Origin of the sequence: Pantoea trifolii, from assembly GCF_024506435.1 — a bacterium.
In the GTDB taxonomy this organism is placed as follows: domain Bacteria; phylum Pseudomonadota; class Gammaproteobacteria; order Enterobacterales; family Enterobacteriaceae; genus Pantoea; species Pantoea trifolii.
In genome coordinates this window covers 4,105,914-4,131,553 of the sequence record NZ_JANIET010000001.1, presented here as the reverse complement: position 1 = coordinate 4,131,553, position 25,640 = coordinate 4,105,914, and the positions used below count along the sequence as shown (strand labels likewise).

At 54.2% G+C, this 25,640-nt stretch carries 23 protein-coding genes; 8 read left to right on the top strand and 15 right to left on the bottom strand.

Annotated features, from left to right (window positions below; all coding sequences use genetic code 11):
• Window positions 1–2 precede the first annotated feature (2 nt).
• The 3 genes from glnG to glnA form a co-directional block, all read right to left on the bottom strand.
• Entirely contained in the window at window positions 3–1,412 is a 1,410-nt protein-coding gene (gene glnG, locus NQH49_RS19245) for a nitrogen regulation protein NR(I) (RefSeq protein ID WP_256697870.1), read from the bottom strand.
• A gap of 7 nt (window positions 1,413–1,419) precedes the next feature.
• Entirely contained in the window at window positions 1,420–2,469 is a 1,050-nt protein-coding gene (gene glnL / locus NQH49_RS19240; RefSeq protein ID WP_008109798.1) for a nitrogen regulation protein NR(II), read from the bottom strand.
• Between the two features lie 261 nt (window positions 2,470–2,730).
• Entirely contained in the window at window positions 2,731–4,140 is a 1,410-nt protein-coding gene (gene glnA, locus NQH49_RS19235; protein WP_256697869.1) for a glutamate--ammonia ligase, read from the bottom strand.
• 439 nt (window positions 4,141–4,579) lie between these two features.
• Between glnA and typA the strand changes: the two genes are divergently transcribed.
• The 5 genes from typA (at window position 4,580) to fabY (ending at window position 9,495) form a co-directional block, all read left to right on the top strand.
• Entirely contained in the window at window positions 4,580–6,400 is a 1,821-nt protein-coding gene (gene typA, locus NQH49_RS19230; RefSeq protein WP_008109794.1) for a ribosome-dependent GTPase TypA, read from the top strand.
• A gap of 184 nt (window positions 6,401–6,584) precedes the next feature.
• Window positions 6,585–7,181 carry a glucose-1-phosphatase gene (gene yihX, locus NQH49_RS19225; RefSeq protein WP_256697868.1) on the top strand — a complete coding sequence of 199 codons (597 nt, stop codon included), beginning with the start codon at window positions 6,585–6,587 and terminating at the stop codon, window positions 7,179–7,181.
• A gap of 3 nt (window positions 7,182–7,184) precedes the next feature.
• Window positions 7,185–8,054, top strand: a complete 870-nt coding sequence (locus NQH49_RS19220) for a virulence factor BrkB family protein (protein WP_154183215.1) — start codon at window positions 7,185–7,187, stop codon at window positions 8,052–8,054.
• Window positions 8,051–8,488 (top strand): D-aminoacyl-tRNA deacylase, encoded by a 438-nt coding sequence (gene dtd, locus NQH49_RS19215; protein WP_256697866.1) that lies wholly within the window; start codon window positions 8,051–8,053, stop codon window positions 8,486–8,488. The genes NQH49_RS19220 and dtd overlap by 4 nt, the downstream gene beginning before the upstream one ends.
• Before the next feature lie 59 nt (window positions 8,489–8,547).
• Window positions 8,548–9,495 carry a fatty acid biosynthesis protein FabY gene (fabY, locus tag NQH49_RS19210; RefSeq protein WP_008109787.1) on the top strand — a complete coding sequence of 316 codons (948 nt, stop codon included), beginning with the start codon at window positions 8,548–8,550 and terminating at the stop codon, window positions 9,493–9,495.
• A gap of 40 nt (window positions 9,496–9,535) precedes the next feature.
• On the opposite strand, the gene NQH49_RS19205 is transcribed toward fabY, so the two are convergent.
• The 3 genes from NQH49_RS19205 to NQH49_RS19195 all read right to left on the bottom strand — a co-directional run bounded on the left by NQH49_RS19205 (window position 9,536) and on the right by NQH49_RS19195 (window position 13,751).
• Window positions 9,536–11,215, bottom strand: coding sequence for an AsmA family protein (locus tag NQH49_RS19205; protein WP_256697864.1), 1,680 nt, complete (start codon window positions 11,213–11,215; stop codon window positions 9,536–9,538).
• A 122-nt stretch (window positions 11,216–11,337) separates the two neighbouring features.
• Window positions 11,338–12,723 carry a nucleobase:cation symporter-2 family protein gene (locus tag NQH49_RS19200; RefSeq protein ID WP_256697863.1) on the bottom strand — a complete coding sequence of 462 codons (1,386 nt, stop codon included), beginning with the start codon at window positions 12,721–12,723 and terminating at the stop codon, window positions 11,338–11,340.
• A gap of 92 nt (window positions 12,724–12,815) precedes the next feature.
• Window positions 12,816–13,751 carry a quinone oxidoreductase family protein gene (locus NQH49_RS19195; protein ID WP_256697862.1) on the bottom strand — a complete coding sequence of 312 codons (936 nt, stop codon included), beginning with the start codon at window positions 13,749–13,751 and terminating at the stop codon, window positions 12,816–12,818.
• Between the two features lie 70 nt (window positions 13,752–13,821).
• On the opposite strand from NQH49_RS19195, the gene NQH49_RS19190 reads away from it, so the two are divergent.
• A complete protein-coding gene (locus NQH49_RS19190) occupies window positions 13,822–14,307 on the top strand; it encodes a MarR family winged helix-turn-helix transcriptional regulator (RefSeq protein ID WP_256697861.1) in 486 nt (161 codons plus the stop codon).
• On the opposite strand, the gene recG is transcribed toward NQH49_RS19190, so the two are convergent.
• From recG to gmk, 5 genes are read right to left on the bottom strand one after another with little or no spacing between them, the layout of a single operon-like run.
• Window positions 14,304–16,382 (bottom strand): ATP-dependent DNA helicase RecG, encoded by a 2,079-nt coding sequence (gene recG / locus NQH49_RS19185; RefSeq protein ID WP_256697859.1) that lies wholly within the window; start codon window positions 16,380–16,382, stop codon window positions 14,304–14,306. The genes NQH49_RS19190 and recG overlap by 4 nt on opposite strands.
• Window positions 16,379–17,074: a tRNA (guanosine(18)-2'-O)-methyltransferase TrmH gene (trmH, locus tag NQH49_RS19180; protein ID WP_176971639.1), complete on the bottom strand. Its 696-nt coding sequence runs from the start codon at window positions 17,072–17,074 to the stop codon at window positions 16,379–16,381. The genes recG and trmH overlap by 4 nt, the downstream gene beginning before the upstream one ends.
• A gap of 3 nt (window positions 17,075–17,077) precedes the next feature.
• The gene (gene spoT, locus NQH49_RS19175) at window positions 17,078–19,189 is read right to left on the bottom strand and encodes a bifunctional GTP diphosphokinase/guanosine-3',5'-bis pyrophosphate 3'-pyrophosphohydrolase (protein ID WP_256697858.1); all 2,112 of its coding nucleotides are present in this window, start codon (window positions 19,187–19,189) and stop codon (window positions 17,078–17,080) included.
• A 20-nt stretch (window positions 19,190–19,209) separates the two neighbouring features.
• Window positions 19,210–19,485 carry a DNA-directed RNA polymerase subunit omega gene (gene rpoZ / locus NQH49_RS19170; RefSeq protein WP_007885265.1) on the bottom strand — a complete coding sequence of 92 codons (276 nt, stop codon included), beginning with the start codon at window positions 19,483–19,485 and terminating at the stop codon, window positions 19,210–19,212.
• A gap of 57 nt (window positions 19,486–19,542) precedes the next feature.
• Complete coding sequence (gmk, locus tag NQH49_RS19165) at window positions 19,543–20,166, bottom strand: guanylate kinase (RefSeq protein ID WP_256697857.1); 624 nt, start codon at window positions 20,164–20,166, stop codon at window positions 19,543–19,545.
• A gap of 240 nt (window positions 20,167–20,406) precedes the next feature.
• Between gmk and ligB the strand changes: the two genes are divergently transcribed.
• On the top strand, window positions 20,407–22,164 hold the full coding sequence (ligB, locus tag NQH49_RS19160; protein WP_256697856.1) for an NAD-dependent DNA ligase LigB: 1,758 nt from the start codon (window positions 20,407–20,409) through the stop codon (window positions 22,162–22,164).
• Here the strand turns inward: ligB and NQH49_RS19155 are convergent.
• A complete protein-coding gene (locus NQH49_RS19155) occupies window positions 22,090–22,707 on the bottom strand; it encodes a trimeric intracellular cation channel family protein (RefSeq protein ID WP_256697855.1) in 618 nt (205 codons plus the stop codon). The genes ligB and NQH49_RS19155 overlap by 75 nt on opposite strands.
• 291 nt (window positions 22,708–22,998) lie before the next feature.
• Here NQH49_RS19155 and NQH49_RS19150 point away from each other — a divergent pair, with 291 nt between their 5' ends.
• Entirely contained in the window at window positions 22,999–23,691 is a 693-nt protein-coding gene (locus NQH49_RS19150; protein ID WP_256697854.1) for a response regulator transcription factor, read from the top strand.
• A gap of 80 nt (window positions 23,692–23,771) precedes the next feature.
• On the opposite strand, the gene NQH49_RS19145 is transcribed toward NQH49_RS19150, so the two are convergent.
• The 3 genes from NQH49_RS19145 to NQH49_RS19135 form a co-directional block, all read right to left on the bottom strand.
• Window positions 23,772–24,416, bottom strand: a complete 645-nt coding sequence (locus tag NQH49_RS19145; protein WP_256697853.1) for an oligosaccharide flippase family protein — start codon at window positions 24,414–24,416, stop codon at window positions 23,772–23,774.
• Between the two features lie 74 nt (window positions 24,417–24,490).
• Complete coding sequence (locus tag NQH49_RS19140) at window positions 24,491–24,757, bottom strand: hypothetical protein (protein WP_256697851.1); 267 nt, start codon at window positions 24,755–24,757, stop codon at window positions 24,491–24,493.
• A 436-nt stretch (window positions 24,758–25,193) separates the two neighbouring features.
• A complete protein-coding gene (locus NQH49_RS19135) occupies window positions 25,194–25,589 on the bottom strand; it encodes a polyketide cyclase (RefSeq protein ID WP_256697850.1) in 396 nt (131 codons plus the stop codon).
• Window positions 25,590–25,640: the final 51 nt, after the last annotated feature.

Genomic DNA, 25,640 nt, shown 5'->3' with positions numbered 1-25,640 from the left:
TTTTATTCCATTCCCAGCTCTTTCAACTTACGCGTCAGGGTATTACGTCCCCAGCCGAGCAAGCGTGCCGCTTCCTGTTTGTGCCCTTGCGTGTGACGCAGCGCAGTGGTGAGCAGGGTGCGCTCCATCTCCGGCTGTGCTTCCGACAACAGGTTTTGATGACCGGAACGCAAGGCGCGATCTGCCCACTGCGCCAGCAGCGTGGCCCAGCTGTCCGGTAACGACTGCACCGGATTGTCTGGCGTGCTCGATTCAAACAGTTCAGGCGGCAGATCCTGAATCAATACTTCCTGGCCAGCTGCCATCACCGTCAACCAGCGACAGGTATTTTCCAACTGGCGCACGTTACCGGACCAATGCAGACGCGTCAGCGCGGTTTCGGTTTCCGGATGCAGAATCTTCGCTTCCACGCCTAACTCACGTGCAGCGACCTGCAGGAAGTAACGCGCCAGGCGCGGAATATCCTCGCGGCGTTCACGCAGCGGCGGCAGATGAACGCGAATCACGTTAAGACGATGGAACAAGTCTTCACGGAATTTGCCTTCCTGCACGCGCAGCTCAAGATTCTGGTGCGTTGCCGCGATAATACGCACATCCACTTTCACCGGCGCATAGCCGCCAACGCGATAAAACTGGCCATCGGCCAAAACGCGTAATAAGCGGGTTTGCACATCAAGCGGCATGTCACCAATTTCATCGAGGAACAGCGTGCCGCCATCGGCCTGCTCAAAACGTCCCTGACGAATCTGATTCGCACCGGTAAATGCGCCTTTCTCGTGACCAAACAGCTCTGATTCAATCAAATCTTTGGGTATCGCCGCCATGTTCAGCGCGATAAAAGGGGACTTCGCACGCGGACTATGACGATGCAGCGCATGTGCCACCAACTCTTTACCGGTACCGGATTCACCGTTGATCAGCACGCTAATTGAGGAGCGTGAAAGACGACCAATGATGCGGAATACATCCTGCATGGCCGGCGCTTCGCCGATAATGTCGGTGGTTGGGCCGCTGACGGGCTGATTACGCGGCTGCTGCTGTTCCTGATAATGGCTAATCGCTCGCTCAACCAGCGCCACCGCTTCATCAATATCAAACGGCTTTGGCAGGTAATCAAACGCACCTTGCTGATAAGCGCTGACGGCGGCATCCAGATCGGAGTGCGCGGTCATAATGATCACCGGCAGCATCGGATGACGCTGCTTAATCTGTTTCAGCAGCGTAAGTCCATCCATGCCAGGCATACGAATGTCTGACAATAATACGTCTGGGGTTTTGCTTGCGAGCGCGTCCAATACCTCGTTAGCGCTGTCAAAGGTTGCACAGCTCAAACCGGCTCCAGTGAGTGCCCTTTCAAGCACCCAGCGGATGGAGCTATCGTCATCGACGATCCAGACTATCCCTCGTTGCATAGAAACCTCACTGGCGAATAGGCAGGTAAACCGAGAATTCGGTGTGTCCTGGCCAACTGTTAAATTCTATTTTCCCTGAATGCTGATCGATCAGGCTACGGGCGATGGACAGACCTAAACCGGTGCCGCCTTCACGTCCGCTTACCATCGGATAGAACAGGGTGTCTTGTAGCTGGGCCGGAATCCCTGGGCCATCATCTTCAATATCAATACGAGCAACTAAACGATAACGCGTGCCGTGCAGCGTGAGCTGGAAGGCCGTACGCGTGCGAATCACAATGGTGCCGCCTTCATCGCCCAAGGCTTGCAGGGCATTGCGCACCACATTCAACAGCACTTGTTCAATCTGGTCGGGATCGTGCGGCAGTTCCGGCAGGCTTGGATCGTAATCACGCACCAGCGAGACGTTATCCGGCAACTCCATCGACACCAGATTCACCACGCGCTCGGCGACCTGATGAATGCTTTGCGTTACGTGCAAGCCCGGCTGTTGCGGGCCGAGCAGGCGATCGACCAGATTACGCAGTCGATCGGCTTGCTCAATGATGATGCGCGTATATTCATGCAGGGAAGGATCGGGTAACGCGCGAGTCAGCAACTGCGCGGCACCACGTAATCCTCCCAGCGGGTTTTTGATTTCATGCGCCAGGCCGCGCACTAAATCGCGGGCCGCGACCTGCTGAGCATGCTGAATTTGTTCCTGGCTAAGACGACGTTGATTATCCATCGGCGCCATTTCCAGCAGAATAAAGCCATCCGGTAAGCGCTGTGCCGTGAGCGACATAATGTGCGCGCGGCCATCGACCACCAACGTGACTTCGCTATCGGTAAAGCCCTGGCCAGCTCCGAGACTCTCGCTCATCACCTCAATATTCAGCGAAAAATAGCCGGTTAATTCCGGTAATGGCGTGCCGAACAATTTACGTGAGCTTTGCGCCAGTAATTGCTGAGCCGCCGGATTGGCGTAATGGATAACTAAATCGTTATCGACCAGCAAAATACTGTTGATCAGGGAGTTGAGAATCTGCCCCGCGTCGGGCAGCGTGCCAGTTGCCATACAGCGTTCCTCTGCACTAATTTAGTGCATTATAGCCTTTCAGGACGGAAATCTGTGCTTCGAACCATGAATGCGCGGAGAAAAAAGCCCATCCGGAGATGGGCTAAAGTTTCCACGGCAATATAAAATCTTCGGCGTCTTTTACACCGCCGCTGCGTTGGCTGCACTCGTTCACCCGAGTCACTGAGTTATCTCAGCTCCCCGGGATTCTCTCGATTGCCGCCTTGCGGCGATGCAAAATCCGCGAATCTTTAATGCTGATTAAACGCTGTAGTACAGTTCGAACTCAACTGGGTGCGGAGTCATACGCACGCGGTCAACGTCTGACTTACGCAGTTCGATGTATGCATCGATAGCGTCATCAGTGAACACGCCGCCACGGGTCAGGAACTCGCGATCTTCGTTCAGTGCGTTCAGTGCTTCTTCCAGAGAACCTGCAACTTTTGGAATCTCAGCTTCTTCTTCCGGAGGCAGGTCATACAGGTTTTTGTCCATCGCATCGCCAGGGTGGATCTTGTTGATAACACCATCAAGACCGGCCATCAGCAGCGCGGTGAATGCCAGGTATGGGTTAGCCGCTGGATCCGGGAAGCGAGCTTCGATACGACGTGCTTTCGGGCTAGCAACCACTGGAATACGGATAGAAGCAGAACGGTTACGGGCAGAGTAAGCCAACATAACTGGCGCTTCGTAGCCTGGGACCAGACGCTTGTATGAGTTGGTGGTTGGGTTCGCCAGGGCGTTAATCGCTTTAGCGTGCTTAATGATACCGCCGATGTAGAACAGAGCAGTTTCAGACAGGCCGCCGTACTTGTCGCCAGAGAACAGGTTCACGCCGCCTTTTGACAGGGACATGTGGCAGTGCATACCAGAACCGTTATCACCGAACATTGGCTTAGGCATGAAGGTTGCAGTTTTGCCGTACGCGTGAGCGACGTTGTGCACCACGTATTTGTAGATCTGAATTTCGTCAGCTTTTTTGGTCATGGTGTTGAAGCGGGTTGCCACTTCGTTCTGACCAGCAGTCGCTACTTCGTGGTGATGTGCTTCAACCACCAGACCCATCTGCTCCATGGTCAGACACATGGCAGAACGGATGTCCTGTGCTGAGTCAACCGGTGGCACTGGGAAGTAACCGCCTTTCAGACCTGGACGGTGACCTTTGTTACCGCCTTCGTACTCTTTACCGGTGTTCCATGCTGCTTCGATATCGTCGATAGCAACGTGTGAACCTGAAGTAGAAGAACCGAAACGGATGTCATCGAACAGGAAGAACTCTGGCTCTGGTCCAAACAGCACGGTATCCGCGATGCCTGAAGAACGCAGGAACTCTTCTGCACGCTTAGCAATGGAGCGTGGGTCACGGTCATAGCCCTGCAGTGTGCCTGGCTCAAGGATGTCGCAACGGATGATCAGGGTCGAGTCTTCGAAGAACGGATCCATTACTGCAGTGGTTGCGTCCGGCATCAGCACCATGTCTGATTCGTTAATGCCTTTCCAGCCACCGATGGAGGAGCCATCGAACATTTTGCCTTCTTCGAAGAAGTCAGCGTTAACCTGGTGAGCAGGGATAGTAACGTGCTGTTCTTTACCTTTGGTATCGGTAAAACGCAGGTCAACAAACTTAACTTCATGCTCGTTCATCATCGAGAGAACGTGTTCAGCGGACATACTCAACTCTCCTGGAAATGGTCATTATCGTCATGGTGAGAGAACTTCGTTGCCGGGAATGTGTCATGACTGCTGACCATTCCTAACCAAAGATCTCGGCAAGCTCTATCAACCGTTTTATAACTGTCGTTTTCGCTTAAAATATATAAAGCGAATTCTGTGCCAACTTTATGACAATGGCGAAAATGGCGCTACAATGCGCCCTTTCGTGAGTCGAAGGCTGCACCAGGATGGATTGTATGCATCGTAATGGTGCGCCGCAGGTCAAGTTAAGCACTAATTTGGTGCAAATTGCCATCGCAGTGCAGATTAATGCACCGTAAACGGTGCTAAAAACCAGCGCTACGAGAAACTTTCGGCGAAATCTGTGATCATGTTCAGTCTTCCGCTTAATCCGTGTACAATACCGCGTTATTTCTATAATGCCTGAGGCAAAGCTGTGATCGAAAATTTGCGTAACATCGCCATCATCGCGCACGTTGACCATGGTAAGACCACCCTGGTTGACAAGCTGCTCCAACAGTCCGGTACTTTTGATGCTCGTACCGAAGCGACTGAGCGCGTAATGGACTCCAACGATTTGGAGAAAGAGCGTGGGATTACCATCCTCGCAAAAAACACCGCCATCAAATGGAATGACTACCGTATCAACATCGTTGATACCCCAGGACACGCCGACTTCGGTGGTGAAGTGGAGCGCGTCATGTCCATGGTGGATTCGGTGCTGCTGGTTGTAGATGCGATGGATGGCCCTATGCCGCAAACCCGCTTCGTAACCAAGAAAGCATTTGCTCATGGTTTGAAGCCGATTGTGGTTATCAACAAAGTTGACCGTCCGGGCGCGCGTCCTGATTGGGTTGTTGATCAGGTATTTGACCTGTTCGTTAACCTGGATGCGACTGACGAGCAGCTGGACTTCCCGATCATCTTCGCTTCGGCGTTGAATGGTATCGCGGGTCTGGAACACACCGACATGGCTGACGACATGACCCCGCTGTATCAGGCGATCGTTGACCACGTTTCTCCACCTCAGGTTGAAGTTGAAGCGCCACTGCAGATGCAAATCTCGCAGCTGGACTACAACAACTATCTGGGCGTGATCGGCATCGGCCGCATCAAGCGCGGTACCGTGAAGCCGAATCAGCAAGTCACTATCATTGATAGCGAAGGCAAAACCCGTAACGGTAAAGTCGGTAAAGTGCTGGGCCACCTTGGTCTGGAGCGTATCGAAAGCACCCTGGCGGAAGCGGGCGACATCATCGCGATCACCGGTCTGGGCGAGCTGAACATCTCTGACACCATCTGCGACACGCAGAATGTGGAAGCGTTGCCAGCCCTGAGCGTCGACGAACCAACCGTGACCATGTTCTTCAACGTGAACACCTCACCGTTCTGCGGTAAAGAAGGTAAGTTCGTGACTTCGCGCCAGATTCTGGAGCGTCTGAACAAAGAGCTGGTCCACAACGTGGCACTGCGCGTTGAAGAAACCGAAGATTCGGATGCGTTCCGCGTTTCTGGTCGTGGTGAGCTGCACTTGTCGGTTCTGATCGAGAACATGCGTCGTGAAGGTTTCGAGCTGGCGGTATCCCGTCCGAAAGTAATCTTCCGTGAGCACGAAGGCCGTAAGCAGGAGCCATTCGAAAACGTGACCCTCGACATCGAAGAAACCCACCAGGGTTCTGTGATGCAAGCGATGGGTGAGCGTAAAGGCGACCTGAAAAACATGGATCCAGATGGCAAAGGCCGTGTACGTCTTGACTACATGATCCCAAGCCGTGGTCTGATCGGCTTCCGTAACGAATTCATGACCATGACTTCAGGTACCGGTCTGCTGTACTCCACCTTCAGCCACTACGACGACGTTCGTCCAGGCGAAGTGGGCCAGCGTCAGAACGGCGTGCTGATCTCAAACGGTCAGGGTAAAGCGGTCGCGTTCGCCCTGTTCGGTCTGCAGGATCGCGGTAAGCTGTTCCTGGGTCACGGTGCGGAAGTATATGAAGGCCAGATCATTGGTATTCACAGCCGTTCTAACGACCTGACAGTAAACTGCCTGACCGGTAAGAAACTGACCAACATGCGTGCGTCAGGTACTGACGAAGCCACCACTCTGGTTCCACCGCAGAAAATGACGCTGGAACAGGCTATCGAGTTCATCGATGATGACGAACTGGTAGAAGTGACTCCGTTGTCAGTCCGTATTCGTAAACGTCACCTGACCGAGAACGACCGTAAGCGTTCTTCTCGCGGCAGCAAAGAGTAAGCGAAACAGTCTGATATTGAGCCCCGCACTTGCGGGGCTTTTTTATGCCTGCAACCCGCTGCAACGCTCGCTTAATGAAGTTTGGCTCCGCCTCCAGATTACTGATTTCCCGCCTTTCGTCCCTGTTCAGCTCCCACTTTTGCCGCTAAAGTGAATGATCCAGGGAACGAAAAGAGGAGGCGTCATGCTGTACATCTTTGATTTAGGCAATGTGATTGTTGATATCGATTTCAATCGTGTGCTCGGCGTCTGGAGCGATTTGGGGCGCGTGCCGTTATCCACGCTGCAAAGTCGTTTCCGCATGGATGAGGCTTTTGAGCAACACGAACGCGGTGAAATCAGCGATCCGGAATTTGCTGCACGTATCTGCGACCAGCTGGATATCGCGCTGAGCTATCCGCAATTCACCGCTGGCTGGCAGGCGGTCTTTGTCGGCGTGCGTCCGGAAACGCTGGCGATCATGAACAAGCTGCGTGCCAAGGGCGAGCGCGTGGTGATCCTGTCCAATACCAATCAGCTGCACTTCGAGTTCTGGCCAACCCAATATCCCGATGTTCAACAGGCGGCCGATCATCTTTATATGTCGCAGGATATTGGCATGCGTAAGCCGGAAGCGCGCATCTATCACCATGTGCTGCAGCACGAAGGTTATCAGGCCAATCAGGCGGTGTTTTTCGATGATAACCAGGCCAATATCGACGCTGCGCGCGCGCTTGGCATTGAAAGCGTGCTGGTGGTTGATGATAAAACCGTGCCGGACTGGTTTGCGGGTCGTCTCTGAGTGCTGAACCAACGACATCTGCGCCACTCGGCGCATGCCTTTTATTTGTGGGTAAAACTGCTGTGGCGACGCATTGACGATGACAACATGACGACGCAGGCGGGTAATCTCGCCTACGTTTCATTGCTGGCATTGGTGCCGCTGATTGCCGTGGTGTTCGCGCTGTTTGCTGCTTTTCCGATGTTCTCGGACATCAGCGTGCAGTTGAAGAACTTCATTTTTACCAACTTCATCCCGGCGACGGGTGACGTCATTCAGCGTTATCTCGACCAGTTCGTCGCTAACGTCAATAAGATGACGGCGATTGGTATTGTGGGGTTGATCGTCACCGCGCTGCTGCTGATGCATTCGGTGGATAGCGCATTGAACGCCATCTGGCGCAGCGATAAGCCGCGTCCGATGGTCTATTCATTTGCCGTTTACTGGATGATCTTAACGCTCGGGCCGCTGCTGGCGGGCGCAAGCTTAGCGCTCAGCTCCTATCTGTTATCGCTGCGCTGGTTGAGTGTGACAGGCGTAACCAGTCTGGTTGATCAGCTGCTCCGTATTTTCCCGCTGTGCCTCTCCATCCTCGCTTTCTGGCTGCTGTATAGCATTGTGCCGACGCGGCGCGTGCCCACGCGTGATGCACTGATCGGCGCCATCGTTGCCGGATTGTTGTTCGAGCTGGGCAAAAAAGGCTTTGCGCTCTATGTTACGATGTTCCCTTCGTATCAGTTAATTTACGGCGTTCTGGCGGTCATCCCCATTCTGTTCCTTTGGGTCTATTGGTCGTGGTGTATTGTGTTGTTAGGCGCGGAAATCACCGTCACGCTGGATGACTATCGCCAGCTAAAACAGCAGGAACGCGAAAAAGAACGTGAGGAAACATGATTGCTTTGATTCAGCGCGTCAGCCGCGCCAGTGTTAGCGTTGACGACGCAACAGTGGGCGAAATTGGCAATGGGTTATTGGTGTTATTGGGTGTGGAAAAGGGCGACGACGAACAAAAAGCGCAGCGTCTAACCGAGCGCGTGCTGGGCTACCGCATCTTTGCGGATGAGAATGACAAAATGAATCTCAATGTGCAGCAGGCGGGTGGCAGCGTGCTGGTGGTGTCGCAATTCACTCTCGCCGCTGATACCAATAAAGGGATGCGTCCCTCTTTCTCAGGCGGCGCAGAACCAGCGGAAGCCGAGCGCCTCTATGAATACTTTAGCGATTGCTGCCGAGCACAGGGCGTGACCACCGCAAACGGGCGCTTCGCCGCCAATATGCAGGTTTCGTTGATAAACGATGGTCCGGTGACCTTCTGGTTACAGATGTGAGGTTTTCAGCCGAGCGGCAAGGACTTAGCCACGCAAGCTCCGAACGAGAGAAACACTTTATGTATCATCTTCGCGTACCGCAAACGGCGGAAGAGCTGGATATGTATTACCAGTTCCGCTGGGAAATGTTACGAAAGCCGCTGCGTCAGCCGCAGGGTTCTGAGCGTGATGCCTGGGATGCGCTGGCGCATCATCAAATGGTGGTGGATGAGCAAGGCAAGCCGGTGGCGATCGGGCGTCTGTACATCAACGCCGAGAACGAAGCGGCGATTCGTTTTCTCGCCGTGCATCCTTCTGTGCAGGGCAAAGGTCTTGGCACGCTGGTGGCGATGACGCTGGAATCGGTTGCGCGTCAGGAAGGAGCGAAACGCGTTACCTGTAGTGCGCGTGAAGACGCCGTCGAATTCTTTGCCAAGCTTGGCTACGTCAATCAGGGGGAAATCACCGCGCCACAAACCACGCCGGTGCGTCACTTCCTGATGATCAAACCGGTCGTGACGCTCGACGATATTCTGCATCGCGCCGACTGGTGCGGACAGCTGCAGCAAGCCTGGTATGAGCACATCCCGCTGAGTGAAAAAATGGGCGTGCGCATTCTGCAATACACCGGGCAGAAATTCGTTACCACCATGCCTGAAGCGGGCAACCAGAATCCCCATCACACCTTGTTTGCGGGCAGCCTGTTCTCGCTCGCCACGCTAACCGGTTGGGGTTTGATTTGGCTGCTGCTGCGCGAGCGGCATCTCGGTGGCACCATTATTCTGGCGGATGCGCATATTCGCTATAGCAAACCAATAAGCGGCCGTCCGGGCGCAATTGCCGATCTCGGCTCGCTCAGCGGCGATCTTGACCGTTTGGCGCGAGGCCGCAAAGCGCGCGTGCAGATGGAAGTGGAGTTGTTTGGTGATGATGAGTTGGGCGCGGTATTCGAAGGCGTCTACATCGTGCTGCCCGCCGATTCGGACGGGGCGCTGGAAGAGGGTGGTTCCGGCGCTCGTATCAACTAACACGCAGGGTCGCCATTCATGGCGACCTTTCTATTTTACCTTACTGAACCTGCCCGCCCCGCATCGTCTGCTGCACCGACTGTGCATCGGTAGTCACTGACAACGTACCCTCCACGCTGGGGCGCAGCGGCGCGCTGGCGTTCAACGAGCCTTTCACCTGCAGCTGCAAATTACTGTTGCCGCTCAACTGCAGCGTTGGCCAACCCCAATTTCCCAGCACGTTTGCCGGCACAGCCTGACCTTTCAGATTCAGCGTCAGCGGACGTTGCGCATCCTGCCCAACCGTTGCAGAACCTTCCAGTAAACCGCTGCCGTTAAAGGCGCTCAACTCCGTTACCTGAATCTGCTGGTCATTGGCATTCAGCGCAATGGATGGATGGCGCAGATCGGTGCGATTGAAGGTGGCTTCAGCCGCGTTGAAGCTGGCTTTACCGGCCCAGATTCCCCACTGATGTTGACGTGCCAGCAGCAGGTTATCCGCGCTGCCATCCAGTGACGTCATCTGGAACGGGAACGCCGGATTGATATCAATAATCAGGTTACGGTTGGCGGTAGCGCGGGTTATCAGCACGCTATCCAGCCAATCCGGTAAGGTTTGCTGCCAGCGTTCACGCCAGTTTTGCGGCAAGGTATATTCCAGCCCGGCGATCGCCAGTTCATCCAGCGTTAAACGCTTGTCGCTGCGCGACCAGTTGCCGCTGGCGCGCACCACGCCATTCACCCAACGCGAACTGAACTGCGTCAGCGCGATGCCCTGCGCCGAAAGGTCGGCATTGACGATAGGATCGTTGAGCTCAAAGCCACCGTTAATGAAATTCCCGGCGTTCATGGAGAGAGAGCCGCCATCGCTTTCCCAATCATCGCCGCGCAGCGTGACATTTTTCAGGGTTAAATCGAGATCGGTCACCGCCCAATCCGGTCCTTGCAGGCGTGCATCGGTCATATCCAGACGGTTGATGCTCACTGAAGGCACATCGCGCAGCGGATTGAGGAAGTCGCCCAGGCTTTGATGGGTTTGCAAACGGATATCGTTGAGGCGCAGTTGGTCGATCTTCCAGTTACCCTGCGCATCACGTTCGGCGTTGCCGGTCATCGAACCACGCGCCAGATCGGCACCGATATTGCTCAGCACCAGACGACGTTGCTTAATGCTGCCCTGCAGCAAGACGTTATTGCCCGGCACACCATCCAGCGTCAGAGTGCCGGCGCTGATCTGGAACTGCGCATCGCTGCCCAGCACGTCGTTAGGCAGCGGTTTCCACGGCAGAAGACCGCCGTTCACGCGCTGAGCGGTCATCGGCAACGCGCTATGCGGATTCTCAATGCGCACGTTATTCAGCTGCAGGCGATTGGCCTGAATCGGCAGCGTGGTATCGGGCGCTTGATTAGCCAGATTGATTTCACCGTCGCGTATTTCGATGCTGTTGAAGTGCAGCGGATCGCTGAACTGAACCAGCGCAAGGCCGAGATCAACGCGTTTCGCCACCAACACGGCGGGCTGGCCATCATGGCCAAAGCTGAAGTCATCGAGAATGATGTGCGAAGGAGAGGAGAAGCCGTGCTCAATCTTGCTGAGAGAGAGATGCCAGGCGGTTTTATCGCTTACCCAGCGGCTAAACCAACCTGCGCCCCATTGTGTTTGCAGCAACACATACAGCACTACCAGCGCCAGCAGAATTAGCAGCAGTAAGGTAAGGAAAAACTTGCCTAAAAATTTCATCGCACTCATCCATCCCGATATTTATCCGGTGAGTGGTTGTTATGCCTGAATTACCGTTACAGCTCAACAGCCTGGATGTAAATGCGGATAAATATCAGGCAGGCCGAAGCCTGCCGTCTGGATTACTTTTCTTGCGGGAAGATCAGGTTCAGCACGATGGCGGTAATACCACCGGCCGCAATGCCAGATGAAAGCAGGGTTTTCAGCCAGTCTGGGGCAAATTGCAGAATCAGCGGCTGCTGAGAAACGCCCAAACCGACCGCCAGCGACAGCGCGATAATCATGATGGCACGACGATTCAGCGGCTCGCGTGAAACAATGCGCACGCCAGACGCGGCGATGGTACCGAACATCACAATGGTTGCACCGCCCAGCACCGGTTCCGGAATGTGCTGCACAAAACCGCTCACGGCCGGGAACAGGCCAAGCACGATCAGCATCAGCGCCACGACAAACCCCACATAGCGGCTGGCAACGCCGGTAAGCTGAATCACGCCGTTATTCTGGCCAAAACAGGAGTTCGGGAAAGTATTGAACAGCGCCGAGACAAAGGAGTTAAGCCCGTTTGCCAACACGCCGCCTTTCAGACGCTTCATATACAGCGGACCACTCACCGGCTGCTCGGAAACATCAGAGGTCGCGGTGATGTCGCCAATGGTTTCCAATGAGGTCACCATAAACACCAACATCAGCGGAATCAGCAGATTCCAGTCAAAGCCCAGCCCATAGTAGAGCGGCGATGGCACGGCTATCAGCGGCTGATCGGCTGGCGTGCTGGTGGCAGGCAGCATATCCAGCGCCCAGGCCAGCGCATAACCTACCGCCATCGCGATCACCAGCGAGGCCACGCGCAGATAAGCATTACGCTGGCGATTAAGCAGGATAATCACCACCAATACCGAAGCCGCCAGCAATAAGTTTTTCGGGGCACCGAACGTGTGATCGCTCATCGCAGTAAAGCCGCCGCCGATGGAGGTCAAACCGACCTGAATCAGCGACAGGCCAATAATCATCACCACAATGCCGGAAACCAGCGGCGTAATGATGCGGCGCGCCAGGTGCAGCACGCGTGACAGCACCATTTCGGTACACGACGCCACCATCAGCGTGCCAAACAGCGCCGCCATCATGGTTGGTACATCAACGCCGCCGTTTTTCAGCGCCATACCGCCCATGATCAGCGGCGTGACGAAGTTAAAACTGGTGCCCTGAATCGACAACAGGCCGGAACCCACCGGTCCCCAGGTTTTGATTTGCAGAATGGATGCCACGCCCGAGGCAAACAGCGACATGCTGATGATGTGCTGCGTATCCTGCGCCGGTAAACCCAGCGCCTGGCAAATTAATAGCGCGGGCGTAATCACCGCGACAAACATCGCAAGCAAATGCTGACAGGCAGCAAACAAGGTTTGCGGTAATGGTGGACGGTCTTCGAGGCGGTAAATCAGTTCACTTTTCGGGCTTGCAGCGCTGGCAGGCTGGCGAGTTTCAGCGGTGTTGACGGACATAGTGGACGTTCTCAATTACAACAAAGGGGCGATTTTAAACGGTTGCGTTGTGAAAGCAATCGTTTGCAATGCCCCTTTTTACTTCCGTTGATCTAGAGCGTAAACACCGTGCGGCAGCGGCTGTCATCTTCCTGCCACGCCAGGGCGACGTCACTCAGCGGGCGCATCTGGAAGGCGATGGAAAAATCGCTCTCAGCGGCGGCCGTCAGCATTTCACCGATACAGGCGATCAACGCTTTATCCGACACGCTGCCGAGGCCGCTGCCCATTAATGTCAGCCCGGAGGAGCGCAGCAGTTTGCTGTGCAGGGTAATTTCCTGTCCGCTCAACGAACCGATTTGCACAAAGCGCACCGTTTTCTCTCCGCCCGCCACGGCGGCCTGCATGATATCGAGCGCACTCTGGCCCCAAAGATAATCCAGCACCACATCAATGCCTTCTTTCATCAATGCCGGTAACGCGCCCGGCAATTCATCCAGCGTGAAAGTGAGGTCAGCACCCTGCGCGCGCAGTTGATCCAGCGCGGCGCGATTGCGGCCGGTAGCGATGATTTTTCCTGCGCCCAGATGCTGCGCGATGCGCACCGCTAAACCGCCCGACGTGCCAGTTGCGCCATTGATTAATACGGTTTCACCGGCGCGCAGCTGAGCACGTCGGGTTAATGCTGCCCAGGATGACATGCCCGGATTCGCCAGCGCGGCGGCCAGCACCGGATCCAGTGTGGCCGGCAACGAAACGATGCTGTCGGCGGGCACTAAGGTTCTTTCCGCCATGCTGCCCCACTGCGCATCAAAAGCGAGAAAGTAAACCGGATCGCCATTGCTCAGCGTGCCGGTACCATCAATGCCGGTAATAAAGGGATAGTGCGCGGCCGCGCTGTAATGGGTACCGGCGGCGCGTGCTTTCGCTAGCTGGCTGACGGCGGCGGCTGTTACTGTCACCACCACATGGCTTTCATCAGCCTGCGGTTCAGGGAAATCACCGTAAACCGGCAGTTCACCTGCCGCGGAAACAATCGCTGCTTTCATGCTTTCACCTTCAGTTAAGTGGAAACTATGTGTAATATGCACACATTAGGCTTGCCTCGGGATAACGTCAATGAAAAGTGTGCAAAATACACATAATAGTGCAGCATTCGATGATCTACATAATGCGCTGCTGATGATTGTTGGAACCTTCAACCGTCCGCAACGTGATGAATTACTGATAAAAGAGTCGAATATTCAGCTCGATCGCGCGCTGTTTCCTCTGCTGATTCAGATCGGTCGCTTCGGCCCAATTGGCGTGGTCGAACTGGCGGAGCGTGCCGGGCGTGATTACACCACGGTGAGTCGTCAGGTGGCGAAGCTGGAGGAGTTAGGGTTGGCGCAGCGGCAGAAAAACGCCAAAGACAAACGGGTGAATGAAGCGGTGATCACGGCGGCAGGTAAAGCGATGACCGACAAGATCGATGCGGCGCGCGCGCAGATCTATCAGAACCTGTTTGCCAGCTGGCCGGATGAAGAGCGCGCCGAGCTGGCGCGTCTGCTGCAGAAATTTGTCGGGGATTTTATGGCTATCGATAAAGCGATAACGTCAGATTAAGCGTTGCTGTAGCGCTCGGTTTCCGGCAGCCAGCGCTCAATCAGTGCCTGCGCCTGCTCGGGATAGTGCTGGTGGATATGACGCGCCACGCGTTGAACTTCGGGAATCATGCCCTGATCGCGCAGTAAATCCGCCACTTTAAACTCGGCGTTGCCGGTTTGACGTGTGCCGAGCATCTCACCTGGACCACGAATCTCCAGATCGTGCTGAGCAATCACGAAGCCGTCGTTGCTATCGCGCAGCACCTGCAAACGCTTCTGTGCGGTTTTGCTGAGCGGCGCTTTATACAACAACACGCAGTGTGAGGCGACAGCACCACGGCCCACGCGGCCGCGCAGCTGATGCAGCTGGGCCAAACCGAGACGTTCCGGGTTTTCGATAATCATCAGGCTGGCATTCGGCACATCCACGCCCACTTCGATCACCGTGGTGGCGATCAGCAGCTGGATTTCATTGGCCTTAAACGCCGCCATTACCGCCTGTTTTTCGGCGGGCTTCATGCGGCCGTGCACCAGGCCAACCTGCAAATCGGGCAGCGCCACTTTCAGCTCTTCCCAGGTTGCTTCCGCCGCCTGCGCTTCCAGCACTTCCGACTCTTCAATCAGCGTACATACCCAATAAGCCTGACGTCCTTCGTGACAGGCACTTTGCACGCGCGTGATGATCTCACTGCGGCGGCTATCGGGAATCGCCACCGTGGTGACCGGCGTACGGCCTGGCGGTAATTCGTCGATGGTGGATGTATCGAGATCGGCGTAAGCGGTCATTGCCAGCGTGCGCGGAATCGGCGTGGCGGTCATGATCAGCTGATGCGGATGGAAACCTTGTTCCTCACCTTTTTCCCACAAGGCTAAGCGCTGATGTACGCCAAAGCGGTGCTGTTCATCGATGATTACCAGCGCCATGCCGTTGAATTTTACCTGCTCCTGGAACAGCGCGTGGGTGCCGACCACCATCGCGACCTGGCCGCTGGCGATCGCTTCCTGCTGTGCTTCACGCGCTTTGCCTTTCTGCTTACCCGCCAGCCAGCCCACTTCGATTTCCAGCGGTGCAAACCACTGGCGGAAATTGTTGGCATGCTGCTCGGCCAGCAGTTCAGTCGGCGCCATCAGCGCCACCTGTTTGCCGTGCGCGATGACGTTCAGTGCCGCCAGAGCGGCCACCAGCGTTTTGCCGGAGCCAACATCGCCCTGCACCAAGCGCATCATCGGAAAATCGTTGGCCAGATCTTTTTCGATTTCTGCCACCACGCGTTTTTGCGCACCGGTTGGCGAGAAGGGCAGCGCCGCCAGCAGCTGATCAACCAGCTCGTGGCGCGCCGTCATCGGCAGCGCATGATGGCGCTGCGCACCGGCGCGTACCGCCAGCATGCTGAGGTTATGTGCCAGCAGCTCTTCCAGAATTAAACGTTTTTGTGCCGGATGGCGGCCGGTTTCCAGCTCGCTCAGACGCAAATCCGGCGGCGGACGATGCAGCGTTCGCAGGGCATCCGGCAGGCTAATCAGCCCGCCGCTCAGTTCTGACGGCAGCAGCTCGGCAATCGGGCAGCTTTCCAGCAGCGTCAACGCCTGATCGGTGAGATTGCGCAGTGTTGCCTGACGAATGCCTTCGGTGGTGGGATAAACCGGCGTCAGGGTTTCCTGCAGCTCAACGCCGCCTTGTTCGCCCTGCACGCGATACTCGGGATGAATGATTTCAGCACCGCGCTGACCGCGTTTAATCTCGCCATAGGCGGTAACGCGATGGCCCGGCGACAGGCTGTTTTTCATCCCGGCATTGAAATTGAAGAAGCGCATGGTCAGCATGCCGCTGCCATCGCTGATCTGGCACACCAACATGCGGCGGCGACCAAATGTGATTTCGCTGTTCAGCACTTCACCTTCCACCGTGGCATAAACGCCCGGCAGCAGGTCATTGATTTTATACAGTTGGGTGCGGTCTTCGTAGCGCAGTGGCAGATGCAGCAGTAAATCCTGAATGGTAAACAGGCCAAGTTTGGCCAGCTTGCCCGCCTGACTGGCGCCGACGCCGGTCAGGGTACTGAGCGGGATGGCATCCAGCAGACGGCCTTTCATTTTCTACCCGTCGATTGCATGGTGGCCCACCAATCGGCATCGGCTTCCACTTCGCCCTGGCCATTGATGTACGGATAAGGCAGATTTTTTTGTTTGGCGACGCGCGCCAGCACCGGATAACCGCCTTCAAACAGCAAACGCTGTTGCTCATCTTCATCCAGCAGGCTGTAGGTGCGTTGATACATGCCGGCATTCTGTCGCTGACGTTGTGCTTCATACAAAATCAGCGCGGAAGCCACCGAGACATTGAGCGACTGCACCATGCCGACCATCGGCACAATGATGTCCTGATCGGCCAGCGCCAGCGCTTCAGCGGTAATACCGGTTTTTTCCTGCCCCATCAGAATGCAGGTCGGTTTGGTGTAATCGATGTCGCGAAAATCTACCGCTTTGGCCGACAGATTGGTCGCCAGCACCTGCATGCCTTCATCCTTCAGATGACGCACCGCATCTGCAATATGCAGATGCGTTTTGACCTTCACCCAACTATTGCTGCCAGCCGAAGCGGAAACCATGGTGCGCATACGCACGCTTGGCCAGACGGCGTGCACTTCATGAATGCCCACCGCATCGGCGGTACGGATCACTGCCGAGACGTTATGCGGTTTATGCACCTGTTCCATGCAGACGGTGAGATCGTGCTGGCGCAGGGCCAGCATCTCCTGAATTCGGGCAAAACGTTGAGCGTTCATGGACTAATTACGGTTGCGGTGAACTTTGATCACGTCCGGCATTACGCGGATTTTGCGCATAATATTTGCCAGATGGACGCGATCGTTCGCGGTGAGACGGATAAAGGCGCTATACACGCGACCATCACGCTCTTCGGTATTCAGGCTCTGAATATTGGAACCGGCGGTGTTGATTGCCGCAGTCAGATTCGCCAGTGCGCCCTGATGATTGAACATGTCGACTTTAATCTCAGCGACAAATTCCTGATCGGTCACTTTATCCCACTCTACCGGCATGAACTTTTCAGGCTCTTTTTGGTAGCCGCGAATGTTACGGCAGGATTCGTGATGCACCACCAAACCTTTGCCGGGACTGACGTGCGCCACAATCGGGTCACCAGGAATCGGACGGCAGCATTTGGCGAAGGTAATCAGCACGCCATCCGCGCCTTTGATCGGCAGCTTTTTACGTTTGCTATTGCTCTGCGGCTCTTCATTGCCGGATTGCAGCAAGTTCTTCGCCACCACCACGCTCATGGCGTTGCCTAAGCCGATTTCTGCCAGCAAATCATCGATAGCGATCAGCTTCATGCGCTCAAGTTCGTGCTGAATGTTCTCAACTGGAATCTCTGCCAGCTTCTTGCTGCCGCCGAGCGCGTGGCTCAACAGACGACGACCAAGGTTGACGGAGTCTTCACGTTTGAGGTTTTTCAGCAGCTGACGGATTTTGGCGCGTGCTTTCGAGCTGACGACAAAATTGAGCCAGGCAGCGTTCGGGCGAGCGCCCGGCGCGGTAATGATTTCAATGGTTTGACCGCTGGTCAGCGATTGTGACAGCGGGTAAGGCTGGCGATCGACGCGTGCGCCGACGCAGGCATGACCGATATCGGTATGCACTGCATAGGCGAAATCGACCGGCGTGGCGCCAGCAGGTAATTCGACGATGCGGCCTTCCGGCGTGAACACGTAGATCTCATCCGGGAAGAGATCGGATTTCACGCTTTCGATAAATTCAAATGAGCTACCGGCGCTTTGTTGCAGCTCCAGCAGGCTTTGTAGCCAGCGTTGAGCACGAATCTGCGCGGTGGTGCCGCTGACTTCGCCGCTCTCTTTATACGCCCAGTGTGCTGCCACACCCATTTCTGCCATCTGATCCATATCTTCAGTACGGATCTGCACTTCAACCGGCACGCCGTGCGGGCCAATCATTGAGGTATGCAGCGATTGATAGCCGTTGGCCTTGGGAATGGCGATGTAATCTTTCACGCGTCCGGGACGCGGTTTGTACAAGCTGTGCATCTGTCCGAGCACGCGATAGCAGGTATCCAGATCTTTCACGATGACGCGAAAAGCATAGATATCCATGATCGAGTGAAAACGCTGCTCTTTCAGGTGCATTTTGCGGTAGATCGAGTAGAGATGTTTTTCGCGTCCACTTACGCGGCAGGGAATGCCTGCTTCCTGTAAGCGACCGTCGATTTCAGCAAGGATCTTCTGAATCATCTCTTTACGGTTACCGCGCGCCGCTTTCACCACCTCTTTAATCACGCGGAAACGGTTCGGGTAGAGCGCTTCAAAGCCGAGCTCTTCCAGTTCTGTTTTCAGGTGATGAATACCAAGGCGGTGCGCCAGAGGACTGTAAATCTCCAGCGTTTCCAGCGCGATACGGCGTTTTTTATCCGGACGTAACGCGCCGAGCGTGCGCATGTTGTGCGTGCGGTCAGCCAGTTTGATCAAGATGACGCGGATATCCTGCACCATCGCCATGATCATTTTGCGGAAGTTTTCAGCCTGCGCTTCTTTCTTGTCGCGGAACTTCAGCTTATCGAGCTTGGATACACCTTCCACCAGTTCGGCAACGCTTTTACCAAACAGCTGTTCCATATCCTGGTAAGTGGCGGGCGTATCTTCAATCACGTCATGCAGCAGCGCCGCCATTAGCGTTTCATGGTCGAGTTTCATCTCGGCCAGAATGCAGGCAACAGCAACAGGATGGGTGATATAAGGCTCGCCGCTGGAGCGTGTTTGACCCTCGTGAGCATCACGCGCGACTAGATAAGCTTGCTTGAGGCGCTTGATTTGCTCCTCAGGCAAGTATTTTTCAATCAGTTGATTGAGGCTTTCAAACAGATACAAGGGCGACCTGCGAAGTGCTGTTAACGACGACCTTCAGCGATAGCGGTAACGGCTTGTAACTCAGCGGCTTCCTGCTCATGCTGTTCCTGACGATCACGGACATCCAGAATCTGGGTAGTGATCAGACCTTCTTCGATTTCGCGCAGGGCGATAACGGTTGGCTTATCGTTCTCTTCCGGAACCAGCGCATCTTTACCGCCTACCTGCATCTGACGTGCACGACGTGCAGCGACCAACACCAGGTCAAAACGGTTACCAACTTTCTCTACTGCGTCCTGAACGGTTACGCGTGCCATAGGTGTGCTACTCCACAGATGATGAAGAAATGACTGGGCATAATACTGAAAGTGAATTCAGACTGCCAATAGTTTGCTGATTAAAGCATCATGTCGCGATTTTTGGCGACCCATACGCAGACGTTCTGCGCGAATAATGGTTTTCAGATCTGACAGCGCCAGATCGAAATCATCATTAACAATTAAATAGTCATACTCGGCGTAGTGGCTCATTTCTGCCACCGCCTGTTGCATACGACGGGCAATCACCTCTTCGCTGTCCTGACCGCGGCCACGCAGGCGACGATCCAGCTCTTCGGTAGAGGGCGGCAGCACAAAGATGCTGCGTGCGGCAGGCATTTTCTGGCGAATTTGCTGTGCACCTTGCCAGTCGATATCCAGGAAGACGTCCACGCCGGTCGCCAGCACCTGCTCAATCGCCGCGCGTGACGTACCGTAATAATTGCCAAACACTTCCGCATGTTCGAGGAAGTCGTCTGTGGCAATCATGGTCTCGAATTCGGACTTAGAGACGAAATAGTAGTGCTCACCATGAGCTTCACCGGGACGCACGCCACGGGTGGTATGAGAAATAGACACCTGCGTATCGTACAGCGGTTGTGTCTTTAACAGCGCCTGAATCAGGCTGGATTTACCCGCGCCGCTGGGGGCGGAAACTATATAAAGCGTGCCTTGAGCCATGGTTATCTTGAATTGAGTAAAGAGCGGAGTCGATTTCCTGCACAGTATACACGGCTTGGGGTGGTCACGCAGCGTTTGCCGCTTGGCTGAGGCAATTCTTTTTTCTGTGAAGCCGCGCCAGAGGCTGATGTAGCAGGCTGCAACAGCGAATTAATCTCTGGAATCTGCCTCCAGCGCGCAATTTTCATGGCTGGTAAATGGCTGCGCTGCGCTCTCCAATAGCGAAAAAGGAGAGCGAAGATGAAAGGATGTCTGAGTTTATTGTGTTGCTTATTCAGCATCGGTTGTTGGGCCGAAGCGCTCTGCCCGAACTGGTCGCCGGTGCGTGCGGGGCAGGAAATCGCACAACTGCAAACCCAGCTACGACAATGGGATGACGCGTACTACCGGCAGGGCACCAATCTGGTGACCGATGCCGATTACGACAGCTTGCAACAGCGATTACAGCAGTGGCAGCGCTGTTTCACGCCGGCGCAAGCCACCTACGATGCACAACTCTCCACCGATGGCAGCACGCATCATCCGGTGGCGCATACCGGCGTGCGCAAACTGCGCGACAAGCTGGCGGTGGCGTACTGGATGCAGGATAAATCTGCGCTATGGCTGCAGCCGAAAGTCGATGGCGTGGCCGTCACCCTGGTGTATCGGCGAGGCAAGTTGGCGTCATTGATCAGCCGCGGCGATGGTTTGCGTGGCGAAGAGTGGCTGGCCAAATCCGCACATATTCCCTCCATTCCGCAGCGGCTGGATACTTTGCGTGAGGAAGTGGTGCTGCAAGGTGAGCTGTTTCTGCAAATGACCGATCATCAACAGTGGCGCGACGGTGGCAAGAACGCGCGTGCTCAGGTGGCGGGGGCGATGATGCGTCACGACAATAGCCCGCTGCTTGCGCGACTTGGCATATTTATCTGGGCGTGGCCGGATGGGCCAAATTCGATGCCCGATCGTCTGGCGCAGCTCACACAATGGGGATTTGGGCTGGCGCAGAGCTGGAGCCGTCAGGTGAGTAATGAAGAGGAAGTTGCGGTGTGGCGCGATCGCTGGTTCCGCGAATCGCTGCCGTTTGTCACCGACGGCGTGGTAATCCATCAGCCACCGCTCAGCGCAGGGCGCGACTGGCAGCCTGGTCAGGGCAGTTGGTCAGCGGCATGGAAATATCAACCGGCGGAAGTCAGCAGCGAAGTGCTGTCAGTGGATTTCAATGTGGGGCGCACGGGCAAGGTCGCCGTGGTGCTGAATCTGATACCGGTGCAACTGGAGGACAAAACCGTACGCCGGGTAAACATTGGTTCACTACGACGCTGGCGTGAATTAGATGTAATAGCAGGTGATGAGGTGACACTCACGCTGGCAGGTTTAGGCATTCCGCGACTGGAGCGGGTGATTTGGCGCGTGGCGCAGCGCGATTATCCAGCGTCTCCACAGAATGGCGAATTCAACGGCTTAACCTGTCTGCACTTTAGTGCAGACTGCCGGGCGCAGTTTTTGTCTCGCCTCAGCTGGCTCAGCCAGAAATCAGTACTCGATATTGTGGGCGTACAGCGCAGCAGCTGGCAGCGCCTGCTGGATAGCGGCGCTATCACCCATCTCTTTTCGTGGCTGACGCTGACGCCCGAGCAGATTGCGCAAGCCAATGGCATCACGCCAGCTCGCGCGCAACTTATCTGGCACCGCTTTAACCTGACGCGCCAGCAGCCGCTGCGGCGCTGGGTGAGTGCGCTTGGCTTGCCGTTGCCGCGCGCAGCGTTACAGGCTTTACCGGATGTGCAGTGGTCGCAGTTGCTGACGCGAACGGCGGACAGCTGGCAGCAGTTGCCCGGCATCGGAAACGTGCTGGCGCAGCGGATTGTGATGATGCTGCAGGATGCGCACCTGCAGCAGTTGATTCACTTTCTGCAGCAGCAGGAGATTCCTGCCACTGACTCAGTGCTCAGGATGGGGATAATTAAAGATCGGCAAGCCGAGGCGGAAACGCAGCGCCAGCAAGCGGGCGAATAAGCCGAACAGTAGCGTGATGATCACCACCGCTTCATGCGCCAGCGGCGTTTTCAGCAACAGGATGTACATCCAGCCCGAGGCGAATGCGATCCCGGCATACAGCTCTTTCTGGAACACCAGCGGAATGCGGTTGCAGAACATATCCCGCAGCACCCCGCCAAACACGCCAGTGATCACGGCGGCGATGGCGGCGATGATGGAAGCGTGGCCGCTGTCCAGCGCAACCTGGGCGCCAATAATGGAGAACACCACCAAACCCAGCGCATCCAGCACGAGAAACACTTTGCGCAGGTGCGTCATTAGCGGCGCAACAAAAGTGGTCACAACCGCAGCCGCAGCAACGATCATGATGTATTCCGGGTTCTTAACCCAGCTGAGCGGATAGTGGCCCAGCAGAATGTCACGCACCGAACCGCCACCAATGGCGGTGACCGAAGCGATGATGATTACGCCAAACAGGTCCATTTTACGACGTCCTGCCGCCAGCGCGCCGGTCATGGCTTCGGCTGTAATACCAATAATATAGAGAACGGTTAATAACATAGAGCACTCCAATAAATTGGCGGCAAGGCTAAAGATTTCCCAGAGTGTAGACCACTGAGATTTTCTAAATACAGTGCTATCGGATTAGGCATTTTGATGGCGAGCATGCTAACAGGCTTAACGGGCGGGATAAATCGAGAGTTAATGACCTTTTCGCATAAGTATAAATGATGCGAAGAGGCTAAGAGCCTTTCTTCTTAAGTTCCATCCAGTTTGTGTCGTACGTGATTACTGGCAAATAAACCCGGCTTTCCGCTCTCAGGTATCACGCATAGCAACTATTGGACAGGCATGAAAACTCGCAACGAAGACATTCTCTTTTTCTCCTCTGACAAACTGGCAGCGCTGGGGCTTGAGAGTCTTTTGTCCAGGTTACCTGTGGCGTGTCAGGTGCATGAACTGTGGTCACTCAGCACGGTGATGGCGAAGTGTGAGAAGATGAAACCGCGTTTGCTGGTCTGTATCTTTCATGAAAATATGCCGCTAACCGGCACCTTAAAAGTGCTTTACGCTTTGCAGCAGCAGTTTCCCGCGATGCAAATCGTGGTCCTCACGCGACGTTTGTTACCGCTGATGCATGCGCTCAGTCGTTATCTGCCTTCTCTCACTGTTTTGGATTTAAAATCCTCGCGCCAAATGCTTTCCAGCCGCCTGCTCACCAGCATCAATACCAATGCCCAGATTCAGTTAGTAGAAGGCGCGGATATTCTTCTGCCAGACAGGCAATTAAGGGTGCTACTGATGTTGGCGTGGGGTTACAGCATCGAGCACATCGGCATCCGCTTAGGCATCAGTCATAAAACCGTGAATGCACACAAGCTCAATGCATTGTCGCGACTGCAGGTTAGAAGCAAAAATGATATGGCCGATCTGTATATGGTGATTGATGAGTTACGCATGATAGTGAGTTGGCTGCGCTTACAGCGTAACGGCAAGTTAAGTGAACTCAGTTTCCAATCACTGGAAGAGTTACTGGAAGCCTAAAAAGAAAAAAGCGTGCTGGCGACCAGCACGCGAACGCATCTTTTCAGATGCCCAGAGCCCACCATACAGACTTGTTTTTATTATCCGTTTCTTGCTCGCACGTTAGCGAAACTTTTCAGGCTAAAACGGTATTCTGGCTGGAACCAGGAGCGCCCGTAGTAGCAGTAGATCAGCATTCTGATGGATACCATCGCGAGGTAGCCCCAGATGGCGCATAGCACTGAAGGTGTTAGCCACACGGTAAACAGCGTGACGCCCAATCCCACCAGCACAGAAGATATTTCCGCAAAAGCGATACGCGAAAATTGGTTTTCTCGCTGTAATATGGCGCGATAATGTTGTCCCTGCGGAATAATGATGAATATGACCGACATCATCTCCAGCATGATTGCCATTTCGGGCTGATTCATTATACGACTGGAAATATCGCTGCCGATAAACAGTGCAGCAAATATTGCCAGTCCGCTTAATACATTCCCCCAATACAATATTGAGAGATCGCTGTTATTCAGGTTTTTACTTCTAATAATTTTATTACCAAATCCGCGATCGGCCAGCGTATCAATAATTAATAACATCACAATAGCAATGGCGAGTAGATCTAACTCGTTTGCCTGGAGTATTTGTGCCAGAAGTGAAAGTTGTAAAACACCAATGCCGACGATTTTAATCGATGACAAAATTGACCATTTAGCGTTGGTCAGATTTTTTTCTCTTATCGCCATATCCTGCTCATTATGGTACATGTACCAGTGCAATTAAGGGTTTACTCTGGCCACAGGCCAAAGCACAGGTCACATTAATGCAGCGATTCCTGACGCAACCCTGATATACCTTTCAGGTTTTGCCACGTAAAGATGCTCGCAATTAAATGATGTTCTGAATTAATAAAGATGCCCCTGGCGCTTAATGGTGTTGTTGTCTTAATGGTATCTCCTCCTGTGCGGAGGAAATCCGTAAGATCATTATAAAATCCCTTTGCGTTTATATATTCCCCGGCCAGCATCCGCCTGGCAATCTCAACAAATTCTTTTTCTGATAACAAAGGATAGGTTGAGCGATCCATGTTATTTCCCTGCTGTTGTTATTATGGTTACTGCTGTGTGTGGAAAGAGTTATACCGTGTTTTAATTAAATTAACACCATCAGAAAACTCCTATAAATAGACCGCAGGAATAAATGGTTTCAGAATTTGCATCAGAATGTATAAGGCGAGTGATTTACTATTTATTAGTACATTTCTTCATTCAGGACTGGTGAATGAAGAAATGTTAGAGGTAATTAGAAAAAACTTTGATAAATCAGAGTGACTCAGCATTTTCATGCACATCCTCACCAGGAATTTTCCTGCTGAGGATGCTTAAGCCGGGCTGGTGAATAACAGATAAACACATGAAGGTTTGAACAAAACAGTTAAACGCTACTGAGCAAAAAAGTAACCGATTTTTATTGATTGATTCCAGCATGCGTTAAAGAGGCGAGCACTGCATAATCCATTGATTCTAATGAGTTAACAGATGAAGAAGCTGTTCGAGGTCGCGTTTTACCCACGCTACATCCCCGGCAAACTTCTCGTCAGACATGAATGGTTGACGGTAAACCACCATCACCACTTCTGCGCCTTGCTCGTTAGCAATTACTCGCATCGGCATATAAATCTCTTTACCGTTTCCGTTATCAATCCAGTGATCCATCACGCCAAACGGATTGTGTGGGGTAAAGCGAATCTTCACCGTTCCTTCGGGACCTTTGGCTTTCCAGCTGTTCCCTTCCTGCGTCAGCGTACTGGCGCTGAGTCCGCTAGCCCATTTGGCAAAGCATTCAGGTTTCCAGATGGTTTCATACAAATCTAACCAGTTGCGTGGGACCGTGAGTGTGACTGTCTGAGATGGCAGCATGGAACCTCCTGATGAGCTAACAAGAAGTCATTAAAGCACGCTGATACCGGG